General features: G+C 55.0%; 1 protein-coding gene. It reads right to left on the bottom strand.

Features of this window, described 5'->3' with window-relative positions:
- The coding region (locus KDM89_RS19650; RefSeq protein WP_212689578.1) for an aromatic amino acid lyase at window positions 1-482 on the bottom strand (482 nt) is incomplete at both ends.

Genomic DNA, 482 nt, shown 5'->3' with positions numbered 1-482 from the left:
AATACGGCGGTCAGAAATCGAGCCAATTTCCGCAATCGCGAGTGCCAGTGTATCCGCCGCAAACGCGACTGGCTCAGCGTGGAAATTACCACCGGAAATGACTTCACCGGTTTCTACAAACACCAGCGGGTTGTCGGTCACTGCATTGGCTTCAATTAGCAAAGTACGCGCTGCATTGTTGATGATATCCAGACAGGCACCCATGACCTGAGGCTGGCAGCGCAGGCAATATGGATCTTGCACGCGCTCGTCATTGACCAGATGGGACTGGCGGATTTCACTGCCAGCCAGCAGCGAACGATAAATCGCTGCAGTCGCGATCTGTCCAGGCTGGCCACGGCTAGTATGAATACGTGCATCAAACGGCGCATCGCTGCCTTTAGCCGCATCGACCGACAAAGCACCAGTAATGGTCGCCGCTTCCAGCAAACGCTCTGCCAAAAACAGGCCATGTAAAGCCAGCGCAGTCGATACCTGGGTAC

The organism is Cognatundibacterium luofuense, assembly GCF_018139685.1.
GTDB classification, from domain to species: Bacteria; Pseudomonadota; Gammaproteobacteria; order Burkholderiales; family Burkholderiaceae_D; genus Undibacterium; species Undibacterium luofuense.
The sequence above is the reverse complement of the archived record's forward strand: the minus strand, read 5'-3'. Positions and strand labels throughout refer to the sequence as shown.